Raw genomic sequence first — 26315 nt, forward strand, 5'->3', positions numbered from 1 at the left:
TGTGACGACACTTGTGCCAAATACATGTTCGCATCGCAGAATTTAACCTGCAGAACACAAAAAACTATTTCGCATCAACCCATGGCGCATCAAAGAACGCGCGCTCTGATTTTTAATGGTTTTGGTAGCAGTATCGTATGCCCTATGTATCAAGGTAGTTATCCACAGCGACAATCATCCTGACCACAGGGTGATCTCGTTAATGTCATCGGTCGGGGCAATATGTATGACCTTCTCCATCGCTACGTCCACTGCTTTCTGGAACTCGGGTTTCGGGTTCTTGCCATCACCGCCGAAACAAAACCCATCAAGAAACCACCCATTGTTCACCTACAGTCATTAAGCAAATCGATTTCCTTTTGCAATGCATTTCTGGCCCCTTCGTAAAGAATTTCATTCGACTCCGAATGGTAATTCACTTCAACCATCAACTTACTATTACGTTCAGAAAATCTTGATTCTTCCCCGCTATACAAAAAATTTAAATTTGCCGAATCATACCGATCTATTTTTGAGTCCGCGGTACCAAAATTCCACTGCCTTTCAAATCCAGGAACATCTGAAATTTCATCTATTCCTGTGATATCATTAATCTGAAATTTCACCAATCCTAAAGATGAATACGTCAAAGCATCCCCAGCGATTTTTCCGATTTCATTTATAAAATTTAAATCAAAAATTCCAAGAACCCTTGCATCAACCTCCCCATCACCTGTGACATCAAAAGTCATTTTTCCATCAACAACCTTATCGTTTTCGATCCTCGCGTCGGTGGAGAGCATCTCAACCTTCCCCCAAGCACTACCAGAGATTGAAGCCAGATCTGTTTTAAACTCCCCCCCGAATGGTAGTTTCATGCAAGTCCTTTTTTTACCAGATATTTTCGTGCTAAAATAAACATCTTTCGACCGCACCGTCCTTCTAACTCCGTCATTATTATAGAAGGAGCACCCGCTCTTTCTGATCGACCTGAGCCTCCCGGAAACTTCTTCGCTTATACTTTGCACATCTACCAATATATTTTTTTCTACCCTGATGCAAGATCGAGACTGGTCGTAGCTACAATTAAATCTCTCCCCGGTCGAAGAATAACTGTAGGACTCAATCGACCTCAGCTGTTGTGCAAAATCACCAACTTTATCTTGACTCCATTCTCCTTTTGGGTCAGCCGCTTGTATAGCTTGAGCCAGACAGGCTGCCGAAGAAAAAGGTTTATCTATCGAAAAATGAAATGGTTCTGCAATAGAGACCCCAGAAAATAACAACAAAAATAAAAATTCGACTCTCATGTATCACCCCGCTTAGCACGCAAACAACCGTTCGAAGTCTCGACTATCATCTCGCCATTCATTTCTGACACATTTCTTACATACCCACCATAAAGAGCCTCATAACTCTCTACGCCAAAATCACTATCACTCAGTATTTCCTCATCATCAAAACTTATCTTAAAAGATGAATAATTATTTCTAAAAGACAGAAAATTTTTGGGTGAGACCGCCGTTGCTTTAATCGCCTTCGCCTCAACATGAGAAGCCATCGAAACGTCGAACACTGATGCCCTTGATGAAAATAGACAACTCTTTCCGGCTAGACTGCTAGAGTTGGAAATCACCCCTTCTTCATAATCAAAAGAGATTTTCTGCTCTCTTTGGCAAGCTGACAAAGATATATCAGACCCCAGCTCATCAAGAAGCCCTGGAAGGGTTGGAGAAGGATTATCCAAAAACTTAAACAATGGCTCCAAGAGAGGCTTCGACTGCACAGGAACCTGGTAACAAAAAGGATTGTTGATATCTGAGCAGGCGGACTCACAGTAGCTGTTATCCGCGATTAACTCGTTTCTACCGAGAACCTTCTCGTCGATTTTTTGGTAAGCTACAGAGCTATCGCAAGGCTTACTTGACTCGACATATTTACACGAAAGAAGACTTTCAAACTCAGGTTCAATAATATACTGATCAATGGATTCCGAAACCACAAAACCACTATCTCTATCTGTGACAACTCTCCTCAAAGTAACCTGTTTAGAAAACCGGGGGTGGTTATTGTACAACTTCCACTTACTTTGAGGCTCACAACCACAAGCTGGATCTTTTAGATTTGCTGAGACACTTACTATATACTTGGGAGGAGCTTCTCTTTCCGACCTTGGATCTTCCAGTGCTCCGCATGAAGATATGACCAAACATAATGCAACAAAAAATAACCGCATCCCCCCCCCCTATATAGTACTCAATTAAACCTTTACGGTTAAAACATTTAACCCCGCAGAAAACAATAGGCACTTAACGCGATTTTCAGAACAGCAACCTCTCAAAATCATGACATTTAGTTTACAAACAGATGCGCCAAATCTTAGCAGCCTTCAAGTATCTTTAATGGAGGAAGCTAATACTTGCGCTTAATGCCTCAGCAGATTTATATCATCAAACCCTCATAAGACCATATGATTTTTAACGGAAACAAATAAAACTTGGCACGATTATCAACATTAAAAAATCTAGCTGATGTCAATAGCCCTTTGTGGCTCATTTTTCTTATACTTGGAATACTGTAGTCGTCAACTCTTTTTGGCCACCGAACTCTGAGCATTCCAATATTTCTCTTCCGCCACATTCGGCGGCATTCCATCATTTTTCTGATGGGGCGTATTTGGCTGTAGTAGCCAATGATGTAACTCGTGATTCCCTGTTTAGCCGCAGGGAAGGACTTGTAGCCGGTTTCCGGAACCCACTCTGTTTTGAGACTCCGGAAAAAGCGCTCTGTCGGTGCGTTGTCCCAGCAGTTGCCGCGACGGCTCAGGCTCTGCGTCATTCTGTAGCGCCACAGTAGTTGTCGGAACGCGAGGCTTGTGTACTGACATCCCTGGTCCGAGTGGAACATGATGCCTTCCGGTTGCCCTCGTGATTCGTAGGCCATCGTAAGCGCCTTTTTAACCAGGGCGGTGTCAGGCGATAACGATAGCGCCCAACCAACCGGCTTACGCGCAAAGAAATCTATAACTACCGCCAGATACGCCCACCGGGCGCCTGTCCAGATATACGTGATATCGCCGGCCCAAGCCTTGTTTGGTGCAGCAACGTCAAACTCCCGATCCAGATGATTCGGAACATCAACGTGTGGTTGCTCAGCCTTCTTGTACCGATGATTTGGAAGCTGGGTGCTCTCCAAACTGAGTAGCTTCATTCGCTTTGCAGCGCGGTACCGGCAGAGCGGTGTACCGCCCTGTGTAACGATCTTTGAGATGCTTCTTGCCCCGGCAGAACCATTGCTAACCTTATGGGCAGCCTTAACCAGCGCCTGTAGTCGCACCTCTTCTGGCTTTGGCTCCGACGGTCTGTCACGCCAGCTTCGATAGCTACTCCGGTGTATATCAAATACGTCGCACAACCGCTGAACGGCATAGCTCCCCTGCAATCGCTCGATTATTTTGAACTGTTCAGCGAGTCCGACATCAAGAGAGCTGTAGCCTTTTTTAGGATTTCTTTCTCCTCTTCAACCCTCTTCAGCTTCCGCTCTAGTTCTTGGATGCGAATCTGTTCTGGAGTGATAGCCCTGCCTTCTGGGGCCTTTCCACCTCGCTCCGCCCGCAGCTTCCGTATCCACGACTCCATCGTGGATTTACTGACTCCCATGGCTTCGCAAGCTTCTTTCACTGTGTAATTCTGGTCGACTACCAGTTGCGCCGCCTCCAGCCTGAACTCGGGGTCAAATCGCTTCTTTTTTGACTTGGTCATTATTTCACCTGATCTCGTTGAGCATGATAATATCACTCAAAGTCAGGTGGCCAAATTCAGTGTGCCACTACAAGAATACCTGTGATCACCACGGGGCTCCTTTTGCAAGCTCAGCCAGAGATTAACTGTCTTGCCATTGCGCCAGCACATAGTCAATCGCCGCACACACCGCAACCGCCTGCGCGGTATTGCATTGCTCGGGCGTTGCGCGGGGGCTGTCGGGGTAAACTTCGGTGGTGGTCTTGTAGGGGGCGTTGGTGATGCTGGCGCATAAGCCCAGCTGCTTGAGCGGATATTCGATCACGCCGTGGGCAACCACCGGTGAGCCGATGATTTCGTTGTTGTCGTCGGCCGGGGCGATATGGGTGACCTTCTCTACCGCCGCGATCACCGCCTGCTGAAATTCCGGCTGCGGGTTCTCGCTGTCGTCCACCAGGTAGAAGCCATCGGGAATCCCACCCGGCGTGAACGGTTTGCCGTCGCGGGCGGCCAGTGCGGGGCGGAATTCGGTTTCGTCGGTATCGGTGGTCTCGTGCAGGTCGATATGCATCAGCGCACGATCGCGGATCGGTGCCACCAGTTGCATCAGCGCCGCCGACTCCTCCGCAGGACTGTTTTCGTAGAATGAGCGGTTCGGGTCGATGGCGTTCGGGTTCCAGCGATGGATACGCTCGTAGGCCCAGGGGCTGACGCAGGGCGCGACCAGAAGATTGACCCGGTCCGCGTACTCCAATGCATGCTGATCCACAAACTGCAGCGCACCGTGTACGCCGCTGGTTTCGTAGCCGTGTACGCCACCCGTCACCAGCACGACCGGCAGGTCGTCGTTCCAGTCACGGCTGCGGATCGCCAGCAGCGGATAGCTGTCGGAGCCATAATCCATACGGCCGTACTCCTCCACGCCGAAGCGCGGACGCAGGCGCTCTATCACGCTCAACACCTCCGCCTCGTAGCTGCGCTGACGGGTCTGGCGCGACAGCCACTCGGCGCGTTCCGCGTCGCCCCAGGGGGAGCCGGGGGTGCCGATTGGATAAGAGTCGGGAGCCGTATTCATAGTGATGTTCTCCGATGATGAGCAAGGCCGGCGGGCATTCTAGCACCCGGCCCGAGACATTATCCGCCATGAAGGGATAGTCATACCTTGAGATGCTTTGTAAGCGCCTCAACAGACCGTTATCTGGTGCCGACAAGGCATTGCGGAGCGCGCTGGAAAGCTCAATTTCGTCCTACACTAGGAAACAGCAATATCAGGCAAACGGTGCATCTGGGCGACAGGTTCGCGGCGGGATTTCCTTTGTAGTGCCGATCAACTGTCGCTTTCAACACTGCTTCCTGGCAATGCCAACTCCGTTACCAACTAGTGTTTCCTCTATCGTTTTACAAAGGAGAAATGGGCATGGGATATGTCACAACCAAAGATGGCGTGGAAATTTTTTACAAGGACTGGGGACCGAAAGACGCGCAGGTCATCTGTTTTCACCACGGCTGGCCCCTCAGCTCAGACGACTGGGATGCCCAGATGTTGTTTTTCCTGCACAAAGGGTTCCGGGTAGTTGCACATGACCGACGTGGCCATGGCAGATCGAGCCAGGTTTGGGATGGACATGACATGGACCACTATGCCGATGACGCAGCAGCCGTTGTCAATCATCTCAACCTAAAGGACGCAGTTCATATTGGTCATTCCACGGGAGGCGGCGAAGTCGTTCACTACATCGCGCGACACGGGGAGGACCGCGTCTCCAAGGCTGTAATGATCTCGTCGGTGCCACCGCTTATGGTCAAGACTGAAAATAATCCGGGAGGCCTGCCCAAAGACGTATTCGACGATATGCAGGCGCAGCTCGCCGCAAACCGCGCGCAGTTTTACTACGACGTTCCCGCCGGCCCTTTCTATGGCTACAACCGCCCAAATGCAAAACCTTCTGACGGAGTTATCTGGAACTGGTGGCGCCAAGGCATGATGGGTAGCGCCAAGGCGCACTACGACGGTATCGTCGCTTTTTCACAGACTGACTTTACCGACGACCTCAAAAAAATAACCGTTCCTGTCCTGGTTATGCACGGTGACGATGACCAGATTGTTCCCTATGAAGATTCCGGCCCACTTTCCGCCAAGCTGCTGAAGAACGGCACCCTGAAGACCTACCCCGGCTTCCCCCACGGCATGCCCACCGCCAATGCCGATACTATCAATGCAGATCTACTCGCCTTTATTGAAGGCTAACTGTGGGCGACTGTCGGGAGATTGTATCCAACCACTCCCCTAACCTGGGCCAAGTCTGTGTCTACCGAAATTTTCAGATCATAGCCCCGAAAGTTTTTGGCACAGATTGGCTCATCAGGGTGAAGGGCTCCAGGTTTGTCCCTCCGGATTTTTGGAAATGATAGATAACGTAATTTCGTTGTAGCTATCGTTGTCGTAATAAAGGTACGTATAGGTGGTTAACGCGATCACCCCTGCTGGAATTCGGGCTGATTTTAATAAATTAATGATCTCAATTTACTTAAATAGTGTCAGAGTCGATTTATCTTTCATTGAGAGCATCAAATATGACTGATATATTCGGTAGCGAGTTAATCTATTGGAGTTTGTGATGTCAACGCTTAAGCAGGGACTGCTTTTGGATCCCCAAATCACTCAAAAGGTATTCTCTGGAATAGAGCGCGGCCCGCTGAACAAGGTAAATGCCGTCGTAATACACCAGACAGGGGCAAATACAGCACAACAAACATTTAATTCATATACCAAAGGCGGGCATGGGGCACATTTTCTAATCGACAAGCAAGGGATAATTTACCAGACTGCGAGAGTTAGCCAGAAGGCCTATCATGTCGGCAAGATAAAGTCTAAATGCTACGAAACAAAATCTTGTACGAAAGTACAACTTCAAAACGCGACTCAGCTGCTGTTCCAGAAAGGACTTTCTTACTCGTCTAGAATCAGTAACCTGCACAATCATGAAAAAGTGAAACCTTATCCAGACCGATTCCCGTTGAATCTTGATTCTTTAGGCATTGAAATTGTAGGCTCCTATAACAAGGTCAAAAAGCAGTACGAAACAATTTCTCCACTGCAGAACTCATCTTTCAAGTGGCTAATTAATGAACTCTACACCCATTTCAACATAACCAGCGCCGACGTATACAGACATCCAGAAGTGTCATACAAGATGCCAACCGAAGCGAGTAGCGCCACATGGTAATCCAGCCTATGTATCGTTTATTGGTCATTATTTGGATGACTCTATTAGCCAGCTGCGCCCAGTCTGAGGATGTAAGCACGGTCGAAATAACCCAAGTCATTGGCTCGAAAACAGAAAACAACAGAAAAGATTTCTGTTCAGATTTCGCGGTTTCGCCCGGATCGGCGAGAGAGTTCTTCAAGAAAGCAAAGCCAATATCCCTCAAGCAGTTACACGATGAATACGATTACCTACCCTGTTATTCCTACGGAACAGCCAATGTCGGAAATGAAAGTTGTACCTGGGAGATAAGAGCGGGAAACACCGCAGAGCTGAAGTGCGGAAATACGGTACATTACTTTGCTTGTGACGACTGTTTAGATCCAAAATAAAAAACGCGACCATGGCCGCGTTTTTTCATTTTATGCCGATGCTCAATCGGGACTGCTCTCATAGAACGAGCGGTTCGGGTCGATGGCATTCGGATTCCAGCGGCGCAGGTGCTGAGCTCATAGCTGTTGTTCTCCAGTGTTTACCGGGGCTGGCCGACTTACATTTGCGGCAACCACATCCCCATGGTAGCGGCAAAGATACCAATGGCCATAAAAACTGTCATGGGCACCAGGGTGCTTATAAATGCAATCTGCACGCGCTGGCGTGCTTCGCGTTTCTGACAATGGAAATACCATTCCAGCATGGCCAGAGGAACCAGGTACTGGCCAACACCCAACGCATATAGAAATGGGCCTGTGAAGGAATCCCAATCAACTCCCCAACCGCCCGTGAGCATCGCCCAGCCCATCAACGCCACACGAAAAAACCATACTGCGCTGGCAGCCATAAACAGGCGCAGTGCCCAGCGACGGTGTTCGATAATTCGCCGTGACATTGCCGCGCGCACTGCCAGAAACGCAAATACCAGAACCAATATTCCGTCGATAGAGATGGTGACCTGTGATACCAGGTCGCCAATACTGTGGCGTGTCCAGGTCATATACAGCCCACCCACACTGCTGATCACGGCCGCCATCAAGTAACTGCGGCCGAGCCAGCGGTGGAAGGTGGGCGCATGTCGGCGCACCGCAGGAATGAGCTGCAGGGGGCCGCCACCGATCACTATTGCCGCCAATACAACATGGGCCACTGCTGCCAGGTTGCCCAGCGTATCGCCCTCACGAAAGCCCGCCGGCAGGTGCAAGCCTTGCAGACCATCCAGCCCGGACTGTGCAATGGGCGGGTAGAATACCGCAAGAATGTAAGCGAGGAAGATGGTGTGCCCCACGGCCGCGATACAAAACCAGGTTTTTACTGTGAGGTTGACCGCCCGATTCGCGTCCAAGGGAGCGTGTGAAGGTCGGTGTAATCTGCGGTGCGGTGTCGGGCTGAGTGCAGCGTCGTTCATCATTTTTCTCCTGCTCAATATGCCTGGCGAGCATGGTCGACAATTCGGCGCTTACACACATCCGCCACAGGCAGGAATCTGCCCTCCCCCAAAAGGTGGAGATGGCGCAGCACCCGGCTCACCCACAAGGCTCATGACAGCCCTTCACACCTGGTTTAGCATGCAGAAATGAAGTCACCGCCCCCCAATACATCGGCACCAGAACCGCACAAGGCCGACGCTGAGTTGCCCAAGCTCCCGGTTTGGCAGCCATGGCGTGGGCCATTCGAGCGCTGGCCCCAACTTACCGACCTGCTGATCGCCCTGTTGGCCTTTCTGCTGACCATGCTGATGTGGTCCCACCAGCAAACCCACGATGTACTGGCCCTGCAGAGCCTGTGGGACATCGCCGCCTTTCAATGCGCCTTCGTCGGCTGCTTTGCCCTGCTTTGGCGCCGCACCCACGCCTGGCAAGTACATGCCGTGATTCTCTCGGCAAGTCTTTTACTGGAGGTGGGCTTGCCCGCCAACGGCATCGTCGCCATGGCCTTTTCCCTCTACAGCCTGGGCCGCTACGAACCCAGTGCCCGGATGAGCTTGATCGCGGTGCTGGCGACGCTGGGTTATATCGCGGTTGACTTGAACGTTCTGATTCAGCCAACGGCTTCGGGAACCATCGCGCTTATGCTGACGTGGGCACTCTGGCACATTGGCCGGCGGCTACGCTTTCGCGGCGAATACCTGCGTTTACTGGAAGAAAGAGCGGAATATCTAGAACGGGAACGCAATGCCGAATCCGAGCGTGCAGTAGCAGCCGAACGCACCCGCATCGCGCGGGAGATGCATGATGTGGTGGCACACCAAGTCAGCCTGATGACCGTGCAGGCCGGCGCCGCCAGAACCATCAGCCGCAACAACCCGGAAGCAGCCAGCGAAGCCATGGCTTCGGTAGAAGCGGCAGGCCGCCAAGCCCTGTCGGAAATGCGCCATCTACTAGGCGTGCTGCGCCCAGCCAGCGACGAAACAGCGCTTACTCCGCAGCCCCATCTGAACGATCTGCCCGCCCTGATCGAAAAGGTACGACAGGTCCTGGACAACGTGGAGTATGAAACCTATGGCGACCTGGAAAACATACCTACCCGAACCGCCCTCGCCGCCTACCGCATCGTTCAGGAGTCATTGACCAACGTCATCAAACATGTCGGAGCCGATGCTATCGTGCATGTCTGTGTACGCGCAGAGCCTGGCCAAATAACTGTTTCCGTTCTCGATGACGGATATGGCGTGGATCAACAGACGAACCAAGAACAACCCAGTGGCGGACATGGTATTGCGGGGATGCGTGAACGCGCCGAATTACTCGGCGGCCACCTGCGCGCCGGTGCGGTGGGTCGCGGTGGCTTTGAGGTCTATGCACAACTGCCCGCTGAAGATGGGGGAGCACAATGATTCGTGTAATGGTGGTGGATGATCAGGCACTGGTGCGACGCGGCTTTGCGCTCGTGCTGGATAACGAGCCCGATATTGAAGTAGTGGCGGAAGCAGGCACTGGCGTCGAGGCCATAGCGGCAGCCCGCGAACAGCAGCCAGACATCATCCTGATGGACATCCGCATGCCGGAAATGGATGGGCTGGAAGCGACAGCGCAAATCTTGACAACAGATAGCACCACCAGCCGCGTCATCATCCTCACCACCTTCGACCCCGACGAATATGTATTCCGTGCGCTACAGGCCGGGGCCAGCGGCTTTGTGCTCAAGGATATTCCGCCGGAATCACTGGTAGAGGCCGTCCGCACCGTGGCCGATGGCGGCGCCATGCTTGCCCCGGGCATCACCAAACGCCTAATCAGCGAATTCGCGCAAAAGCTGGGAACCGGGCGCAATCTGGCGGAACGATTGGAGCGACTGACCGCTCGGGAGCGCGAAGTACTGACGGCAATCGCCACCGGCAAAAGCAATGCTGAAATTGCTGAAACGTTATTTATCGGCCCGGCCACCGTAAAAACCCACGTTTCCAGCCTGCTCTCAAAACTGGGATTGCGCGATCGCGCCCAGGCTGTGATGTTCGCGTACGAATGTGGCCTGACTACTGTCGGAGGATGCGATGTCGGTTTCTAGCACGACACCTGCTAGCCCAACACCGGGTTTGCAGCGAAACGCTCTGTATAACCTCGCTGCGATAAGCACGGCGCTTCTCGGATTTTTTCTCACCCTGGGCGCATACGGACATTTTGGCGCAGTTTGGGGAGAGATTCTGGATGCCGACACGGCTGCACGACGCCGCATCTTCCTTATGCTACCCGGCGTGATGCTCACCGCCACCGCGGTATTGAATATCCTGCTAAGTAAACCGCTTTGGCAGGCGCGCAGTTATGCGCTCAACGTCGGACTTGCCGGCAACCTGCTGACTACGTCGTATTTGGTCTATCTGCTAGTGCGTGGTGTACCTGACCACCCCATCGGAGCCTTTTTAGCCCTGGAAATCTCGTATGTCGTTTTATTGGCGGGAATACGGGCGGGACTGGTTTGGCCGGTGGTGATGAAAACGCCTACTGATGTGAATAGTAGTTAGAGATTAATATTCAATCGGTCATTCGCTGCGCACGGTGTCCAGGCCCTCGAATAAGTGCGACCCGCTATTCCCTGATTGAAACGGCTAAAGCCAATCAGCTTAAGCGGTTACATCGATTGCAATTTTGCCGCGCAAACCATTTGACTTTTTCTCAAGCCGAGCATGTGCGAGACCGATTTCAGAAAGCGGATACGTTGCACCGACATGTGGTTTGAGCTGTCCTCTTTCCACCAAACGAGAAAGGTCATCTAACTTGCCTCGATTTTGGCGGGTGAAGACAAAGTGATAGCTGGCATTTCGTCCCCAGGCTTCGATAAGGTTTTGAGGGCTTGCAATGTCTACGATACTGACAACCCGGCCCAGTTGATCTAACACTAATGGACTTCTCGTAAGCGTATCGCCACCTATGGTATCAAGTACGACGTTCACCCCCTTTCCGTTCGTTGCTAAGAGCACCGCCTCAACATAATCGGTTTGCTTGTAGTCAATAACGACGTCTGCGCCTAAACTTTTTGCAAACTCTGCGTTTTGCGAAGACACAGTTGTTAGCACTCGCGCACCCGCCGCTTTAGCAATCTGAACTGCAATGTGTCCAACACCGCCAGCGCCACCATGAACCAGAATGGTTTCACCCACTTGTAGATTGACTCTGGTAATCAACGCCTCCCAGACTGTACCGCCAACTAAGCTCAGTGCTGCTGCTTCAAGATGAGTAAGTGAACTGGGCTTAAGGCCAACTATTGATTCATGAGCAACATGATATTCGGCATAGCTACCTTGACCGACAAAGATTTCAGGTGTGTACCACACTTCATCACCGGGCTTGAATGCCGTCACACTAGGACCAACTGACTCAATTACGCCAGAAACGTCGTGTCCCGTAATCGCTGGCAGTGGAACATAATCTTTATAATCTCCGCGTCTAACCTGGTAGTCCAGCGGGTTGACGGAGGTCGCATGGACCCTCACCAAAACCTGCCCTGTACCAGGTACTGGTTTGGGCAATACAACGTCACTAAAACTATCAGGTCCACCAAAAGACTTTAAAATCATTGCTCTCATATTTTCACCTATCCATATAAACAAATAGGGTAGACCATCATTTTTGGCATAACGTCCGCTCAATCAAATTAATGCCATAACGTTGATCTGGCCCCATTCATGCTTCCACTCCGAACAGGCCCAGCTGGCCATCCACCAGGCTGTCAAAATCCAGATCGATAAAGGGCAATATGGCATCGGCTACCGGCTTGAGCTGCCGGTCGATATAGTGTTGGTAATCCATCGGTGACTGGCGGTGATCCACCGGCTCCGGGCCGTTGAGAGTGATCACGTAGCGAATCCAGCCCTTGTTCTGATAACGGGGTGACAACCCTTTCTCTCGGCGGCGTTCATCGGCCAGTCGCGCCGCGCGCACATGGGGTGGTACGTTTTTTACGTATTGCTCCAGCTTGCGCCTGAGCCGCTTGCGATACACCAGCTGCTCGTCCATGTCCCCTGCCCGGGTTTTCTCCACCGTCTCGCGAATAAAGCCGGACGGATCAACACTCTTAAACACCATCCCGTAGAGTTGGGTCTGGAACTGCTTGGCCAGGGCGGTCCAGTCGCTGCGCACCGTTTCCAGGCCCTTGAATACCAGCTTTTCCTCATCCCCATTTACCACCAGACCTGCGTAGCGTTTCTTGGAGCCGGCCTCGGAGCCGCGAATGGTGGGCATCAAAAAGCGCTGGTAGTGGGTTTCGAATTCCATCTCCAATTCGCACTCCAACGCCAGCTCTTGTTTGAGCTTGTCCCGCCAGCGCGTATTGATCTCGCTGGCCAGGCGCTTGCCGATCACATCGGCCTCCTCCGGGCTGGGTTGGCCGCTCAGCCAGACGAAGGTGGAATCGGTATCGCCGTAGATGACCTGGTGCCCCAGTTCCTCAATCCAACGGGCAGTCTGCTGCATGATTTCGTGACCGCGCAGGGTAATGGAGCTGGCCAGACGCGTGTCATAAAAACGGCAGCCCCCACTTCCTAGCACCCCGTAAAAGGAGTTCATGATGATCTTGATGGCCTGGGAGCGAGCGGCATCTTGTTCATGCTTGGCGATGTCCCGCTGGGCCCAGAGATTGGTAATGATGTCCGGTAGGAAGTGCTTGTCACGGGAAAAGCGCGCACCGCGAAAACCGGGGATGGTGTTGTCATCAGCCAATCCCTCAATCAGTCCCATAGGATCGATCTTGAAGGTGCGGATAATGCTGGGATACAGGCTCTTGAAATCCAGCACCAGCACGTTGTCGTAAAGGCCCGGCCGGGAGTCCATCACATAGCCGCCGGGACTCGCCAGGCCACCGTCCGCCGGCAGGTTGGGCGCCACATAGCGGCTGCGGTGCAGTTTGGGCAGGTAGAGATTGGTGAAGGCCGCCACGGAGCCGCCGCTGCGATCCAGCTCAAGGCCGGTGAGCTGGGCCCGCAGGCGCAGGTAATCCAGCAAGCGGGTGTGCTGGAAAATATCCCAGACCAGGCGGCAGTCTTCCAGGTTGTAGGCGGCCAGCTTGGGTTTATTATGGCGAAAGTCGTGTTCAATCGCCGCCAGGCGGTTGTCCACATCTTCGGTGTCTTTGCCCCTGCCCAGCAGGGTCTGGGCGACGAATTCCAGACTAAAGCTTTCGAAGTTGTAGGTGGCACTCTTCAGGCCGTCGATGCCATCCAGCACCACCCGGCCCGGCAGCGTCACGAAGCCCGGGCCGCCTGCCCGGCCATCCCGCCAGCGGGCATCGGTGCCACCGCGCCCCAGCTTCAGGCGCAGGCCATAGCGCCCAGCCCTTTTCAGCAGCAGCCGAAAATCAAAGTCCACCACCGACCAGCCAATAATGATATCCGGGTCCAGGCATCGGATCCTGGCCTCCAGGGCCTTGAGAAGAGCCCGTTCGTCATCCACCCAGTGGATGGTGGTTTCAGCACTCTCAGGCTGGCCCTCCGCCGAGTCCGGCCCCAAGTCCGGCATTGCCCCCACCATCAGCACCTCCTCCACGCGATCACCGTAGAGACCGATGGAATACAGCTCGCCCTGGCCGGAGCACTCCACGTCCAGAGAAACCACCGTGAAATCCGGCTGCACCTCGGCGCCCTTGAGGCGCACGTTGCGATATTCCGTATAGCCGTCTTTAGCCCGGACCACACCTTCAAAGTAAAGGCCGCCCCGGGCAAAGCGCTCCATCAGGTAGCGGTCGTGGAGACGAAAATCCGCTTCAAACACCTCGATACCGCGATGCTGCAACAGGGTCTGGGCCCGGCGGTGGGCGTCGATGGTGGGAAAATACAGCATGGCCGCCTCCTCGCGGCCAAAGGTCTGGAAGCCCAGCTGCTGCCAATCGTAAGGCACGCCGGCCAGAGCTTCGGTCACCTGATCCCGGTCCGCCACCTTCACCATAAAAACCGGGCGCTCTCCTTCAATAACCAGCTTGGCCGGGCCTTCGGGCGTGGCCAGCCAGTAGTGGATGCAGGTGCTGCCGCGCTGGTCAAAGCTGTGGCGAGTGAGGAGGAATCCTTGAGGCAAAAGGCTGTTCTGGGTTGAGATTTGGATTAGAGATTGGCGCCATTCTACTGGATAAATACACAGATATCAGCAATCGCCAGCGCTGGACGCGAGGGCTGTTGCGGCCAGCCAAAAGATTGCGTCGATACTTACTAATGCGTCATTGACTTCCATGGCCGCTGGTGTACTGGCCGGCTGAGCGGTTGGCACATTTCTGCTCGGTCGCTCGTTAACCCATCTTGGACGGGATTGAAGCGGCGAATCACTCGAAAAAATCCGTAAAGCCGTGAAAGAGCGAGTCGCCAATTCCTTATTCTTCCTAACATCTCTCCAATCGCGCAGCCACTTCCCCTGCCAGCTCGATGAATGCCCGCGCCGCAGCACTCTGATAAGCGCCCTTGCGCCGCAACAGCACGGCGGTGCGCTGTAGGCGAACAGGATCGAGCGCGAGGGCCACCAAGCCTTCATGGGCATGCGCGATGGGCGTGGGCAGTAAGGTAGACAGTGGCGTCCTGCGCACGATTTCGGTAACTGCACTGATGGCATTGGCCTCCATCCGCACCTGGGGATGAATGCCGTTTTGCTGGCAGAAGCGATCAATCTGCTCGCGGGTGGCAAACTCCGTACCGAGCAGAACCAGCGATTGCGCACTCAGTGCCTCCAACCCGATGGACTGCGCCTTGGCCAAGGGGTGCCGGTTATTGACCACCAGCGCCAGCGTTTCAACCAAGAGCGGACTGGTCTCAATGTCCTGGGCCTGCACGTCCTCGAACGCGATCCCCACATCCAGCAGATCCGCGAGTAATAGCTCCTCCATCCGCTCCTGGGAGACCTCCCGCACGTCCATGGTGATAGACGGATAACGGCCGTGAAAGGCTTCGACCAAGGGGCCTACCAGGTAGGTCGTGAAGGTTGGCGTGACCGCCACCCGAAGCGAGCCTCGGCTGAGGTCGCTGACATCATGGATGGCGCGCTTGGCCTCCTGTAGCTCTTGCGCTGCTCGGCGTGCATAGCGCAGGTAGACCTCACCCGCATCGGTCAGCCGCGTCGTCCGCCCCGAGCGGTCGAACAACTGCGCATCAAGGCTTTCCTCCAACTGCCTGACCTGCTGCGACAGGGCCGGTTGGGATACATGTAAGGCCGCAGCGGCCCGGGTGAAGCTCAGATGCTCCGCCACTGCGAGAAAGTACTGGATGTGTCGGGCAAGCATAGCCACTCACATAAGATTACCTGATGGAGATCATCATAAATGAGACTTTTACCTTATGCCAGGCGATCCGTAACCTTTGTCTCCACACACCGAGAGACAGAGGTAATAGCCATGAAAGACATCATTGACGGCTTCCTGAAATTCCAGCGAAACGTCTTCCCCCAGCGAGCCAAGCTGTTCAAGGATCTGGCCACCCAGCAAAGCCCACGGGCGCTGTTCATCTCCTGCTCCGACAGCCGACTGGTGCCAGAACTGGTCACCCAGCGCGAGCCAGGCGACCTGTTCGTCATCCGCAATGCCGGCAACATCGTGCCGTCTTACGGCCCTGAGCCAGGCGGTGTATCCGCCTCGGTCGAGTATGCTGTCGCTGCGCTGCAAGTCGCGGACATCGTGATCTGCGGCCACTCTGACTGCGGCGCCATGACCGCCATCTCCACCTGCAAATGCCTGGACCACATGCCCGCCGTAGCCAGTTGGCTGCGCTACGCCGACTCCGCCCGGGTCGTCAACGAAGCCCACCACCATGAGGACGGGCACAGCAAGGTCAGGGCCATGGTGCGTGAAAACGTCATCGCCCAGCTGGCCAATATCCAGACCCACCCGTCAGTACGCCTCGCCCTTGACGAGGGTCGTGTCACCCTGCACGGCTGGATCTACGACATCGAGAGCGGCCGTATCGATGCTTTCGATGGCAGCACCGGCGACTTCGTATCCCTCGCAGACAACCCGCAAGTACACGCTATTTCCCATCCAACCAAGCACATTGCCTGAACACTGAAACTCCAATCAACCCAAGGAGACAACACCATGATCCAGTCGCAAGCCACCCAGAGCGTTCGGCAGGCCCTGACCGAAGCCATCCTCATGGCCAAGGCCCGCAAAGACCTGTCGTATGCCCAGATCACCGAGGGCACCGGCCTATCCGAAGCCTTCATCACCGCCGCGCTGCTGGGCCAGCATCCGCTGCCCGCCAGCGCAGCCCAGGTGGTCGGTGAAAAGCTCGGCCTTGACGTCGATAGCATTGCCCTGCTGCAAACCGTACCGGTGCGCGGCTGCATGGAGCGCGGTGTGCCGACCGACCCTACGATCTATCGCTTCTACGAGATTCTCCAAGTCTACGGCACCACGCTGAAGGCACTGGTACACGAGAAGTTCGGAGACGGCATCATCAGTGCTATCAACTTCAAGCTGGACATCAAGAAGGTCGAAGATCCAGAAGGCGGCTCCCGCGCGGTGATCACGCTGGACGGCAAGTACCTGCCGACCAAACCTTTCTAAACCCACGGTAAACGGCCCGACGCCTGACGGCGTCCGGGCCCAATCTTCCTGGACCGGTAAACATCGATGAAAGCGTTACTGACTAACTTCCCTACGGCCTTTGTTCACAGGCAATGGGTACTCCAACAACTGATGCACATCGGTATTGCATGAACCGATGTGAGGAACGAAACACATGGATATTATCTTTCGAAACGTACGCGTCGATGATGCGCAACCGTTGATGGATGTAGGTGTGCAGGACGGCAAGATCGCAGCGGTTGCCCCTACCATAGCAGCACACGCGAAGCACGAAATCCAAGGCAATGGGAATGTGCTGATTCCGGGGTTTGTCGAAGGCCACCTGCATCTGGAAAAAGCCAATGTCATGCATCGTAGGGCCAATCGCTCGGGTACCTTGAGTGAGGCCATTGCGGTGACTGCAGAACTCAAGCCCACACTGACCCAAGAAGACATCCTGGAGCGTTCGACCCAGGTATTGCGCACATTGGTGCAGGCGGGCAGCACCCACGTCCGTGCCCACGCCGAGTTCGATCCGTCACAGGGGTTCACCGGCCTGGATGTGGTGTTGGAACTGCGCAACAGATTCCGTAATTTCATTGATATCCAGGTGGTCGCTTTTCCGCAGGAAGGGATACTGAAGCTGCCCGGCATGAAGGAAATGATGGTCGAAGCCATGGACAAGGGTGCCGATGTCGTTGGCGGCATTCCTTACAACGATATATCCCCCATTGAACACATCGACTTCGTCTTCGACCTGGCCAAGCGCTACGGCAAGGACATCGATTTCCACCAGGATTTCGCCGATGATGCTGAGCACATGACTATCGAATACGTGGCCCGCAAGACTCTCGCCGAGGGCTATCAAGGGCGTGTCTGCGTTGGTCACCTTACAAGCCTGGCGGCTGTGGCACCCGAGCGGCAGGCACCCATCATCGAGTTACTGCGCAAGGCTGGTATCAGCGTGATGTGCTTGCCCGCCACCGACCTGCATCTGGGCGCCCGCGGCGACAGCCATAACGTGCGCCGGACTTTGACCCCAGTGCGGGCACTGCGCGATGGCGGCGTGAACATCTGCCTGGCGACCAATAACATCCGCAATGCGTTCACCCCTTATGGCACTGGCGATCTGCTGAACATCGCGCAACTTGCCCTGCCAGCCTGCCATCTGGGCGGTGCGGATGACCAAGCCACGGTGCTCTCCATGCTTACCACAAACCCGGCAAAAGCCCTGAGGTTGAATAATTACGGCCTGGCAGTGGGCAAGGATGCGGACTTGGTCCTGCTGGACACCCGTGCGGTCAGTGATGTCATTCTCGATCTACCCGCGCGGCTGATGGTGCTTAAGCGCGGTAGAGTTGTGGCGACATTCGAGCAACGTCGCTCAGTGGTATTCTGAGATCTCATGATCAAGCTAAACGACAGGCAGAAGTCCTCTTCCGAAGGGCAGTTTTGGGGTTAGATCTGCCTATCGCCACAGTGACGCTCGCCCTCAATGAGCAGCTTGACCGGGCCCTCGGACGTGGTCAGCCAGTAGTGGATACAGCTGCTGCCGCGCTGGTCAGGGCTGCGGCGAAGGCCATAATGTTGATCTGAACGCATTAGTTCAAACGCAATTAAAACGATTTAATCGCGCCTACGTTCTATTTTGGCAGATAAAGTTAGTTGATTTTTCTATACGTCGAAAACTGAGTACTACAATTGTTATTCCATGGGTATATACGGAGTTACTTGGAATGACAAGGATGTTGAAATTTTCACCCATCTTGGCGCCACTGGCTTTGGCACTTAGCAGTACCGTCTCAGCGGGGCCGCTGGGCTTAACTGGACCACAGGACTTTATTGTCCGGGCTGGTGGCAGTTATATTGCCCCAGGAAAAGACCGGGTTAGTTTTGTCGACGACACCTTCCAGCATTTCGATGCGTTTCGCTCTACCATTGATCCAGACTCCGAGTGGGGTTGGTCTATCAACTTCGAGTGGAAGCCTATAGAGCATTGGGGCATCGAACTGGGCTATATGGATGGCGACAAGCATAGTAGCAGTCACGCTGACCGCTACTTCTCACTGGGTTTCGACGATTTCGAATATCGTGATGTAGTCAGCTATGAAGCCGATATCAGTACCGCAAGCCTGAAATTTTACCCCCTGGATGAAACCTGCCTGGTTCAACCCTATATAGGTGGTGGAATTAGCTATACCGACTTCAGTGTAGGCAGCCTCAATCGTGTATTGCGGGAAGACCTGGCTGAATTTGGTCTGCGCGGCGACTTCGATCTGGGGTCTTCCTGGGGCTACAACTGGCAAGCAGGTGTCGACTTCAATTTCGGACGCGATAGTTCCTGGCTGGTAAATGTCGCCGCGGTCTATTCGCGAGCAATGACAGATATGCGGTTACAGCTTTTCGATGACGTTCCGCCGCCCCGGAATGTGGAGCCGATTCTTGAGTCCTATTCCGGGGACTACATCTATGATCCATGGACGTTCAATCTGTCAGTTGGGTACAAATTCTCTTTCTGACACTCTGAATTCGGCAGATTATATCGGGCGCTTCGGCGCCCTTTTTTATTGATCTGGCCCCATATATTTCGTCACCATGAAAGACGAGCGGCCACACGCACCTCATCAGCGCGCAATGAAAACGACCAGCCATTGCGTTCACACAGCCGTTGAACGATACCCAGGCCCAGGCCATACCCGTTAGACGACGACACCTCGGTCGGTGTGTGCTGATCATCAGCCCCACTACTCACCCGATTGGTGACGAATAGCGCGTGCTCTTTGATGTGAATCGTGATCGGCCCCTGCCCGTCTAACGTGTGCTCGAAAGCGTTTCGCACCAGATTATTGACCGCGATGGAAAAAGCCTGTGCATGTCCGCAGGCAATGGGTTTTGCCAGATCATCGATTTCCACATCGATCAGGTCGATTTCCACATCGACGGACTTGCCGTTCAACAGGGGGCGCTGCTGATCGATCGCCTGGCTTACCAGCGGCATCACTGAAAACTGCTCGTCATACAACCCATCGTCGGTTTCGCGAGCGAGGCACAGGAACATTTCGATCGTGGCCTTCATTTCGAACGTCGCACGCCTCACACGATCAACCGCCTTCGCATCGGCGGCTGACAGATCGCTTTGTTCCAGCAGCTCAAGCGCGCCCATAATCACCGTGATCGGCGTCCGCAACTCATGACTGGCTGAACCGGTAAAGTATCGCTCCCTATCAACAAATGCGCTGATACGCTCAAGCGTCTTTTCAATGGTCCTGGCGAGCACGCCAACCTCATCATCGCCGAACCGGCTGGACTCTATGCGCTTATGATCTTCGGCGGATAGTTTTTCCGGGTCAATGTCCGCGACCACTCTGGCGAGCTGCGCCACAGGGGCGACCGCTCTACGCATCACAAGAACACCCAGCCCGAAACCAAGCGCACCGAGTGTACCCACGACTCCGGTGATAACGAGCAGCAACCACCAGTCCTCTGACGACGCAGCCTCAATCCCGGCAACATCGAAAACCACAAATGCGTTTCGCTGCTGATTGTCGGTAGATAGCACCGCTACATGCAACTCTTCCGCTTCGAATTCGTACAACCCTTCGCCGGGGTTTGTCTGCGCCCACGCTCTGAGTGATTCCGGCAAGCTAGCAACCTCATCGTATCCGCGAAGGTTCCTCGTCAGAGAAGGATAGCTTTCGGCGGCATGCTGTAGCTGTTGCGCCAGCACACGGTCTTCGCTCAATCGGATCGCAGAGAAGAAAGCGAATCCCCAGGCCACGCTGAGTACGGCAACACACATTGCAAATGCAATGGCGACACGCTTGCGTAAACTGTACCGATACATTACTGAGCATCCTCTGCAATTCGGTACCCGATGCGATGCACCGTATGAATCAGCGGGCTATCAAACGGTCGATCGATCGCCTGCCTCAGCTTGTACATGTGCGAGCGAAGCGCATCACCATCGGGGCGCTCGTCAGCCCACAACAACGTTTCGAGATCATCGCGAGCCACAACAGACGGCGCCGTCTCCATCAATCGTTGAAGTAGTCTCATGCCAGCAGGGGTGAGATCGATCCGCCGCCCCGCGCGATGCACTTGCAGCGTGGACCGATTCATCGTCAGATCACCAACCGTCAACAGATTGTCGGTTTTCCCATGCCGACGTTTGTAGAGCGCCTGCAGTCGCGCATGTAGCTCTTGTAATGCGAATGGCTTGACCAAATAATCATCGGCTCCCACCTTGAATCCCTTGAGTTTATCGTCAAGGGTGTCTCTCGCCGTCAGCATAAGCACGGGCGTTTCTATTCCGGCATCCGTACGCAGCTCCTGGCAGAAACTCAGGCCATCCATCCTTGGAAGCATGAGGTCCAGAACAATAACGTCGAACCGATTCGTCAACGCCAGATGCATCGCGCTTATACCGTCGTAGGCAAAATCCATTACATAGCTGTGCTTTTCAAGATACGCGGCAATGTTCTCACAAATGTCGCGGTTGTCTTCGACAATCAACACTCTAATCGGCACGGCACCAAGCGCGTGTACCATCTTCTGCTCCCCTTACCAGGCGCGATTTACCAGGCACTATTACCAAGCACGATTCACCAGGCGCTATCTACCAAGCATAATCCAGCCGCAGACCAATAAGCGGCTCGGCTTCGCTATCGTCTACCACTTCAAGGCCTCGGCGGTAGTCAAACTCGGTGTCGTCGCCGGACGACGCCGCCGTTACGTTGATGACATCGAGAAAGGCCGTTACATCGATGGGGCCAAATGCGCGGCGGTAGTCAACGCGCACGTTCAACGAGCCGGAACCGCTATTGCGACCGACATTACGCTCAGTGATCTCTTTCGAGTAGCGTAGAGGTTCTCCGGCCCCCAACACGTCTGAGTGAATAATAAACACATCGTCTGGCCTGCCGGAAAGATACTTGTAGCGCCCAGCGACCTTCCATCGGTTGCTGATTTCCCAGGTCAGGCCAAGGGTAGCGACATGCTCGCGGCTGAATTCGGCGGCAACGTCACCGCGACCGTCTTTCCGGTCGACTTCGGCATCGTTATACGAGTAAGTTGCGGTAGCGTAAATACCCTCCCGAATCATACCGTTGGCCACAACATCGACGCCGTACGATGTGCCGTCACCAATGTTTGCAAAGGTTCCGCTCGCTCGGTCAAGATCTACCACCAGGTGGTCGAGGTTTTGATAATAGGCTTCCGTCAATACCGACCAGTTGTTGTTCGGGAAATATTCAAAACCAACACTACCGTGCGTGATTTCCTCGTTCTCAAGGGCATTCGACTCGTTAGCGGCAAGCTCTAAAAACCGTGGCGATTGATGAAAGAGCCCTACCGTCGCAAAATATCGAACCGCTTTACTCGGCCGCCAATTGACACTGAACCTGGGCGACGCGAAGCTTTGGTCGGCAAAACCGTCCCGCTCGAACCGCACGCCTGTGCGAAAATCCCAATCGCCGAGTTCAAAAAGCTGTTCTACATAACTGGCATAGCTCGTTTCTTTCTGAACCAGTGAAGAGTTGATGTTCTCAGGCGTCAGTACAATAAAACGCTGATCGGAGTCTGGCCTAAAATCATCGTCGTCGTAGACATATCGGATCCAATCGCCATCCAAGACGGTGTTGTAGTCCAGTTCCATTTGCGTAACTCTAACACCGGCACTGAACACGCCCCATTGATTTACTGTCTCGAAATCGCTGCGCAAGCCGATCTCTGTCTCATCTTCACCGATGGTAATAATGTCTTCCCGCACCGGAAAGCTGGAGGCGGGCGATCCCTCAGGTACCAGATCAGGAAATGATTCCCCCTCTGAACTGATCTTGTCGCTTGTGCGGTAGTAAATCTTGTTGGTCAACACAGCGTCTTCACCGATCAATGATCGCAATGTCAGACCGTACAAATCACTATCCTGTTCAGAATCCTGAAGTGCAGTATCCACGAAATCGGGCGACGCAAAAACGTGGGTCACGCCGCGGGTATAGTCTTCGTGGGTATCGATCAGTAGAACTTCGAACGTGTGGTTCTCGTTGACTGGCATAACCGACTTTACGATGACATCCCTTAAGACCGGCTCCCCAATATCAAGTTCTTCGATCGTTTCAAATAAAGCGCCGAAATCCAGCCGTCGCGCAGAAACGAGCAAAGTAGAGTCTTCTGTGATACCGGTAGGACCGTCGTAACCCACTTCATAGCCTGCAAGGTCGAGGCGCAGACTGGCTGAAGGGCTTGGATTGCCATCGGCGACTTCCAGTTTGAGTAGCGATGCTGCCCGGCCACCATAAGCCGCACTCCACCCACCCGGTGAAAATTCTGCACCGCTGATCACGTTCGGTGCGAAAATCGAGAAACGGCCGCCACCACCGACATCCTCTTCTTCACCCAGTGTCGCATCAAAGTGTATCGCTTTATCAAAGGGAAACTCATCGACGAATAGCAAATTATCTCTCGGGCCACGGCCGCGTACGCTAAAGCTCGCGAATTCACTGTCGGATGCCAGGCCAGGCAAACCGTCCAACGAGAGCAGCGGATCCGCGCCACCACCTACCGCACTCCGCAATGCTTCCCTATCGAGATAGGTGCTACTAACGGACAACGCTTCAGCTTGCTGTCCGAGAACCGAAACTTCCTCAACTGCCTGCTCGCCAAGTTCGAATTCAAGCTTGATATTTTTGCGCGTAACCACGCGTACGCTTGGCTCATACAATGTATTGAACCCGCCTTTAGCTACTCTCACCGCGTAGAGGCCGGGGTCGAGCTGTTCAAGGACGATGCGACCCTGTGCGTCGGTTGTTACAGAGCGCGTGGTATTGGTTGCCCGCTCCTCGATCGTGACCTCCGCGGCTGAGAGTGGCCGGTCAGTGTTCTGATCTCTGACGACGAAAGTCAGCGCACCGGGCGCCTCCGCTGCGTGGGTGATAAGTGGAGAGCTCATCATAAGCGCCGACAGAGCCAACCGCGATACCTGCCTCAATTGCCCGCTCATATTGAACCACGACACCGCTTTAAATTGCCTGCGCATATTGCTATCCCCAAATTGGCCGTATTTATTTGATGAAACGCCGGCAGGGTAGCAACGTCAATGTGACTAAAAAGTCGCTGGGATATGAAAATTACATCAGAGTCCGGATGCGTACAGCCGGTTCAACTTAAGGGAAATAGCAGGACAACGCTATGTTACGCGGCGGGCGGGAGGCTTTGAAACGACCATTGCACGTCATCTTTCCTGACATTCGTGCATATCTAGAGTTTTATGCATTAAGGGTCAGAGCATCGGTGACCTGGGCCGGCCCGCCACCTTCACCATAAAGACAGGGCGCGCCTTCAATGCGATTGCAGCGTTAAAAAGGATCCAGCAGATCTGTGTAGTGGCGGACTAAAAGAAACCACCGGGCACCCGCCCCCCCTAAATCAGAACATGTGCGCTGCGACTCATACCATCGCCTTGATTACAGTCCATTGTGCGTTAACGACTTCGGCTTCAGCACCGACCGACTGGGTACCATACGGATACCGACTACAAATAGGGCAAAATCAACCGAAGAACCCGTCAGGCCTTCTTCTCGATATTCAGCTTAAGATTCGCCTCACCAGCCAACTCAAGCGCACGATTATAAAGCGCTGGTCCCATTTTGAAGTTTGTCTGCCGCAATCTGTTAAGAAATGGGGCAACCGTGGAGATTAAATTACGCTCTTTGGCTTTAAGCAGAACGCCTACCATGCCAGTGATTGGAATCCCCAGGCTCTGCGCTTCCGCCCTGCCGGCTTTTTCATCGATAATCAGTAGACTGGCCTTCTTCTCCAGAGCCAGGCCAATAGCCTGGCTCTCGCCGGGATCCAGCTTCTGGCTGAATTTTTCAGTCACCTCTTTGAAGTTGGATACTTCGTTAACAACTATCCAATTTAAGGTTTTAACTTCTTCTGACCCTGGATTTGAATCCCCTTGTCTCGTCAGTTCCTCATACACAGCCAAAGGAATATATATCTGATTAAACAGTGACTTTAACAGTGAAATCGCACCGATTCTCGACAAATAGGTAATTGCGGTTGTGTCACTTACAACGATCTTCCCTGGAGCGCTCATATTAAAAATCCTTTAAATTTTTCAAATCCGTTTCCAGATCGTCCTCATCGTAGTTGATGAACTGCCCGTACTTACCCAAAATACCGTGGAATTCAATTTCAGAGGTACCGGTAACTTTTCCTCCTTGAACCCCATTAATTTTTTCCAGCTTGTATAGCGCTATCGCCAGGATCTCCAGCAACTCTTTCTCGCTAAGACCTAAACACTCGGCAACTTCGTCATTTACGTCCAATTTCATAAATCTTACTCCCTTGAAGACAGTCACTGCTCGGCCGGATTCGATAGTATTTGATTTTTGAATCAAATCAAAGGCGAAGTTCCGCTCAACCTTATTTGGCGCATAAGGCCACAGATCTCATCGCCCCCCAATCTTTGGGTGATCTTTTCTCACTTGATTCCCAGAAAGCTCGATTTTTATACGCTCATCTTCATTAGTGATAAATGGCAACATGCGACTAGCTGTCATCCATGCAACACCAAATGCAATCAGCCCTATCGCTTCGACATAATAAGTCAACCGTTGAATAATACCGCTAAAATCGATCCAATCCAAAATATCGAGCAACTGTACGGCCATAGCGGTAACCATCACTATTGCGCAGAATCTATAAATGTACCCCCTAATCTTTGACTCTTTAGAATCCTTTCTTTTAGTCCTCAGGTAAAACAGCCAGCAAAAGATTGCCAAGATAATGAACATTGAAATTGCCGCTGCCGTGTGGACAACCCCAGTCACTGTGGCTTCTGTAGCTGCCCCGTCGACAACCCGACCTGTAAAGCAATCGCATGGAAAAAATGCCACAGCGGCGACAGCGACTGCGGCGACTTTACTCAAGACCGCTTGAAATAAAGAGTAACCATTATACGACCAAAGAAAAGCCGATATAACGCAGAGAGACCCAACGAACACATTGCGGGCATTATCCGTTAAATGATATGACAGGCTAATCGAGCTAATACTAATCCCAGGCGTCAGCAAGTCCGTTAAACTCGCAAGTGACAAAGCGATAAATCCCACGATCAATTTAGCGGTGTGATGATCAATCTCTGTGTCTAGTGGTTTTCCATCCATGAACCAAGCCTCATAAAAAAAATAGGATTTACTTGAATCTCATTACGCTGCGCTTTCATACAGAAACCTGACAGAATAGTCGAATAGTATCCCCCCAACAAAAGATACGGACAACGAAAGGGACACCCCAAAAAAGAATTCGGCGCCTAATTTTTTGGATGGAAAAGGCCTCTTGATTTGGACAATGAGACATCTTGTTATAATCACGTTTCCAACTGCGAAAAAGTGGAGCGTTTCACATTTATCTCAAACTAGACGGA

General features: G+C 53.2%; 22 protein-coding genes and 1 pseudogene. 9 read left to right on the forward strand and 14 right to left on the reverse strand.

Annotated elements, in window-relative coordinates:
- Positions 1-326: 326 nt before the first annotated feature.
- The 4 genes and pseudogenes from LPW13_RS07615 to LPW13_RS07630 all read right to left on the reverse strand — a co-directional run bounded on the left by LPW13_RS07615 (position 327) and on the right by LPW13_RS07630 (position 4794).
- The gene (locus tag LPW13_RS07615; RefSeq protein ID WP_230438841.1) at positions 327-1289 is read right to left on the reverse strand and encodes a hypothetical protein; all 963 of its coding nucleotides are present in this window, start codon (positions 1287-1289) and stop codon (positions 327-329) included.
- Positions 1286-2215, reverse strand: a complete 930-nt coding sequence (locus tag LPW13_RS07620) for a hypothetical protein (protein WP_230438842.1) — start codon at positions 2213-2215, stop codon at positions 1286-1288. The genes LPW13_RS07615 and LPW13_RS07620 overlap by 4 nt, the downstream gene beginning before the upstream one ends.
- A gap of 348 nt (positions 2216-2563) precedes the next feature.
- Positions 2564-3740: pseudogene (locus LPW13_RS07625) on the reverse strand (IS3 family transposase).
- 121 nt (positions 3741-3861) lie between these two features.
- Positions 3862-4794, reverse strand: a complete 933-nt coding sequence (locus LPW13_RS07630; protein ID WP_230438843.1) for a M14 family metallopeptidase — start codon at positions 4792-4794, stop codon at positions 3862-3864.
- A 342-nt stretch (positions 4795-5136) separates the two neighbouring features.
- On the opposite strand from LPW13_RS07630, the gene LPW13_RS07635 reads away from it, so the two are divergent.
- Positions 5137-5967 carry an alpha/beta fold hydrolase gene (locus tag LPW13_RS07635; RefSeq protein WP_230438844.1) on the forward strand — a complete coding sequence of 277 codons (831 nt, stop codon included), beginning with the start codon at positions 5137-5139 and terminating at the stop codon, positions 5965-5967.
- Positions 5968-6337: 370 nt separating this feature from the next.
- Positions 6338-6946: a peptidoglycan recognition protein family protein gene (locus LPW13_RS07640; protein ID WP_230438845.1), complete on the forward strand. Its 609-nt coding sequence runs from the start codon at positions 6338-6340 to the stop codon at positions 6944-6946.
- Between the two features lie 529 nt (positions 6947-7475).
- On the opposite strand, the gene LPW13_RS07645 is transcribed toward LPW13_RS07640, so the two are convergent.
- Positions 7476-8207 (reverse strand): DUF2306 domain-containing protein, encoded by a 732-nt coding sequence (locus LPW13_RS07645; RefSeq protein WP_230438846.1) that lies wholly within the window; start codon positions 8205-8207, stop codon positions 7476-7478.
- A gap of 288 nt (positions 8208-8495) precedes the next feature.
- On the opposite strand from LPW13_RS07645, the gene LPW13_RS07650 reads away from it, so the two are divergent.
- The 3 genes from LPW13_RS07650 to LPW13_RS07660 are packed head-to-tail and all read left to right on the forward strand — an operon-like array spanning position 8496 to position 10880.
- Positions 8496-9755 (forward strand): sensor histidine kinase, encoded by a 1260-nt coding sequence (locus LPW13_RS07650; protein ID WP_230438847.1) that lies wholly within the window; start codon positions 8496-8498, stop codon positions 9753-9755.
- Positions 9752-10426 (forward strand): response regulator, encoded by a 675-nt coding sequence (locus LPW13_RS07655; protein ID WP_230438848.1) that lies wholly within the window; start codon positions 9752-9754, stop codon positions 10424-10426. Before LPW13_RS07650 ends, LPW13_RS07655 begins: the two co-directional genes overlap by 4 nt.
- Entirely contained in the window at positions 10413-10880 is a 468-nt protein-coding gene (locus tag LPW13_RS07660) for a hypothetical protein (RefSeq protein ID WP_230438849.1), read from the forward strand. Before LPW13_RS07655 ends, LPW13_RS07660 begins: the two co-directional genes overlap by 14 nt.
- 99 nt (positions 10881-10979) lie before the next feature.
- Here the strand turns inward: LPW13_RS07660 and LPW13_RS07665 are convergent, their stop codons facing one another.
- The 3 genes from LPW13_RS07665 to cynR all read right to left on the reverse strand — a co-directional run bounded on the left by LPW13_RS07665 (position 10980) and on the right by cynR (position 15610).
- Positions 10980-11942: a zinc-dependent alcohol dehydrogenase family protein gene (locus LPW13_RS07665; RefSeq protein WP_230438850.1), complete on the reverse strand. Its 963-nt coding sequence runs from the start codon at positions 11940-11942 to the stop codon at positions 10980-10982.
- Positions 11943-12039: 97 nt separating this feature from the next.
- On the reverse strand, positions 12040-14421 hold the full coding sequence (locus LPW13_RS07670) for a DNA polymerase II (RefSeq protein ID WP_230438851.1): 2382 nt from the start codon (positions 14419-14421) through the stop codon (positions 12040-12042).
- Positions 14422-14719: 298 nt separating this feature from the next.
- Positions 14720-15610: a transcriptional regulator CynR gene (gene cynR, locus LPW13_RS07675; protein WP_230438852.1), complete on the reverse strand. Its 891-nt coding sequence runs from the start codon at positions 15608-15610 to the stop codon at positions 14720-14722.
- A gap of 111 nt (positions 15611-15721) precedes the next feature.
- On the opposite strand from cynR, the gene LPW13_RS07680 reads away from it, so the two are divergent.
- The 4 genes from LPW13_RS07680 to LPW13_RS07695 all read left to right on the forward strand — a co-directional run bounded on the left by LPW13_RS07680 (position 15722) and on the right by LPW13_RS07695 (position 19407).
- A complete protein-coding gene (locus tag LPW13_RS07680) occupies positions 15722-16381 on the forward strand; it encodes a carbonic anhydrase (protein WP_230438853.1) in 660 nt (219 codons plus the stop codon).
- A gap of 36 nt (positions 16382-16417) precedes the next feature.
- Positions 16418-16888 carry a cyanase gene (cynS, locus tag LPW13_RS07685; protein WP_230438854.1) on the forward strand — a complete coding sequence of 157 codons (471 nt, stop codon included), beginning with the start codon at positions 16418-16420 and terminating at the stop codon, positions 16886-16888.
- Between the two features lie 175 nt (positions 16889-17063).
- On the forward strand, positions 17064-18287 hold the full coding sequence (locus tag LPW13_RS07690) for an amidohydrolase family protein (RefSeq protein ID WP_230438855.1): 1224 nt from the start codon (positions 17064-17066) through the stop codon (positions 18285-18287).
- 346 nt (positions 18288-18633) lie between these two features.
- On the forward strand, positions 18634-19407 hold the full coding sequence (locus tag LPW13_RS07695; RefSeq protein WP_230438856.1) for an OmpW/AlkL family protein: 774 nt from the start codon (positions 18634-18636) through the stop codon (positions 19405-19407).
- Between the two features lie 71 nt (positions 19408-19478).
- Here the strand turns inward: LPW13_RS07695 and LPW13_RS07700 are convergent, their stop codons facing one another.
- From LPW13_RS07700 to LPW13_RS07725, 6 genes are all read right to left on the reverse strand, one after another.
- Positions 19479-20732, reverse strand: a complete 1254-nt coding sequence (locus LPW13_RS07700) for a sensor histidine kinase (RefSeq protein ID WP_230438857.1) — start codon at positions 20730-20732, stop codon at positions 19479-19481.
- A complete protein-coding gene (locus LPW13_RS07705) occupies positions 20732-21436 on the reverse strand; it encodes a response regulator transcription factor (RefSeq protein WP_277611085.1) in 705 nt (234 codons plus the stop codon). Before LPW13_RS07705 ends, LPW13_RS07700 begins: the two co-directional genes overlap by 1 nt.
- 67 nt (positions 21437-21503) lie before the next feature.
- Positions 21504-23921 carry a TonB-dependent receptor gene (locus tag LPW13_RS07710; protein ID WP_230438858.1) on the reverse strand — a complete coding sequence of 806 codons (2418 nt, stop codon included), beginning with the start codon at positions 23919-23921 and terminating at the stop codon, positions 21504-21506.
- Between the two features lie 528 nt (positions 23922-24449).
- The gene (locus LPW13_RS07715) at positions 24450-24983 is read right to left on the reverse strand and encodes a DUF3368 domain-containing protein (protein ID WP_230438859.1); all 534 of its coding nucleotides are present in this window, start codon (positions 24981-24983) and stop codon (positions 24450-24452) included.
- Position 24984: 1 nt separating this feature from the next.
- A complete protein-coding gene (locus LPW13_RS07720; protein ID WP_230438860.1) occupies positions 24985-25221 on the reverse strand; it encodes a UPF0175 family protein in 237 nt (78 codons plus the stop codon).
- 117 nt (positions 25222-25338) lie between these two features.
- Complete coding sequence (locus LPW13_RS07725; protein ID WP_230438861.1) at positions 25339-26055, reverse strand: DUF998 domain-containing protein; 717 nt, start codon at positions 26053-26055, stop codon at positions 25339-25341.
- Positions 26056-26315 lie beyond the last annotated feature (260 nt).

This window comes from Microbulbifer celer (genome assembly GCF_020991125.1).
In the GTDB taxonomy this organism is placed as follows: Bacteria; Pseudomonadota; Gammaproteobacteria; order Pseudomonadales; family Cellvibrionaceae; genus Microbulbifer; species Microbulbifer celer.

Bases quoted from the DNA above. Each gene is read 5' to 3' on its own strand.
- LPW13_RS07705 (WP_277611085.1), bottom strand. From the start codon at position 21,436: ATGGTACACGCGCTTGGTGCCGTGCCGATTAGAGTGTTGATTGTCGAA.
- LPW13_RS07690 (WP_230438855.1), top strand. From the start codon at position 17,064: ATGGATATTATCTTTCGAAACGTACGCGTCGATGATGCGCAACCGTTG.
- LPW13_RS07725 (WP_230438861.1), bottom strand. From the start codon at position 26,055: ATGGATGGAAAACCACTAGACACAGAGATTGATCATCACACCGCTAAA.
- LPW13_RS07715 (WP_230438859.1), bottom strand. From the start codon at position 24,983: ATGAGCGCTCCAGGGAAGATCGTTGTAAGTGACACAACCGCAATTACC.
- LPW13_RS07720 (WP_230438860.1), bottom strand. From the start codon at position 25,221: ATGAAATTGGACGTAAATGACGAAGTTGCCGAGTGTTTAGGTCTTAGC.
- LPW13_RS07710 (WP_230438858.1), bottom strand. From the start codon at position 23,921: ATGCGCAGGCAATTTAAAGCGGTGTCGTGGTTCAATATGAGCGGGCAA.
- LPW13_RS07695 (WP_230438856.1), top strand. From the start codon at position 18,634: ATGTTGAAATTTTCACCCATCTTGGCGCCACTGGCTTTGGCACTTAGC.
- LPW13_RS07655 (WP_230438848.1), top strand. From the start codon at position 9,752: ATGATTCGTGTAATGGTGGTGGATGATCAGGCACTGGTGCGACGCGGC.
- LPW13_RS07680 (WP_230438853.1), top strand. From the start codon at position 15,722: ATGAAAGACATCATTGACGGCTTCCTGAAATTCCAGCGAAACGTCTTC.
- LPW13_RS07660 (WP_230438849.1), top strand. From the start codon at position 10,413: ATGTCGGTTTCTAGCACGACACCTGCTAGCCCAACACCGGGTTTGCAG.
- cynS (WP_230438854.1), top strand. From the start codon at position 16,418: ATGATCCAGTCGCAAGCCACCCAGAGCGTTCGGCAGGCCCTGACCGAA.
- cynR (WP_230438852.1), bottom strand. From the start codon at position 15,610: ATGCTTGCCCGACACATCCAGTACTTTCTCGCAGTGGCGGAGCATCTG.
- LPW13_RS07615 (WP_230438841.1), bottom strand. From the start codon at position 1,289: ATGAGAGTCGAATTTTTATTTTTGTTGTTATTTTCTGGGGTCTCTATT.
- LPW13_RS07650 (WP_230438847.1), top strand. From the start codon at position 8,496: ATGAAGTCACCGCCCCCCAATACATCGGCACCAGAACCGCACAAGGCC.
- LPW13_RS07640 (WP_230438845.1), top strand. From the start codon at position 6,338: ATGTCAACGCTTAAGCAGGGACTGCTTTTGGATCCCCAAATCACTCAA.
- LPW13_RS07635 (WP_230438844.1), top strand. From the start codon at position 5,137: ATGGGATATGTCACAACCAAAGATGGCGTGGAAATTTTTTACAAGGAC.
- LPW13_RS07630 (WP_230438843.1), bottom strand. From the start codon at position 4,794: ATGAATACGGCTCCCGACTCTTATCCAATCGGCACCCCCGGCTCCCCC.
- LPW13_RS07700 (WP_230438857.1), bottom strand. From the start codon at position 20,732: ATGTATCGGTACAGTTTACGCAAGCGTGTCGCCATTGCATTTGCAATG.
- LPW13_RS07665 (WP_230438850.1), bottom strand. From the start codon at position 11,942: ATGAGAGCAATGATTTTAAAGTCTTTTGGTGGACCTGATAGTTTTAGT.
- LPW13_RS07620 (WP_230438842.1), bottom strand. From the start codon at position 2,215: ATGCGGTTATTTTTTGTTGCATTATGTTTGGTCATATCTTCATGCGGA.